1 protein-coding gene is annotated in these 228 nt (G+C 52.2%); it reads right to left on the reverse strand.

Annotation, left to right across the window (positions count from 1 at the left end; genetic code table 11):
• Positions 1-217, reverse strand: a 217-nt coding sequence (locus ACO0LN_RS30495) for a hypothetical protein (RefSeq protein WP_422980535.1), incomplete at its 3' end; no start/stop codon positions are given.
• Positions 218-228: the final 11 nt, after the last annotated feature.

Here is a 228-nt window from a genome sequence, read left to right on the forward strand (position 1 = left end):
GGGACAGAGCAGCACGGGCAGCAACCAGAGCAGCGTATTGGGAAGCAGTGATCACAACAGCGGAGTTCGCTGTGATGTTTTCAATACCAGACAATTGTGCACCAGCCAGGTTGATCGCACCGTAAGTAACCAGTGTATCGTTACCTGTACCCAGGTTGATCGTGTCTGTAACAACGCGAGCAACTGCAGTCGCTGTGGACTGTGCATTCAGGTTCACACCGTTTTCTG

It is taken from the genome of Undibacterium sp. TC9W, from assembly GCF_049339865.1.
Taxonomy (GTDB): Bacteria; Pseudomonadota; Gammaproteobacteria; order Burkholderiales; family Burkholderiaceae_D; genus Undibacterium.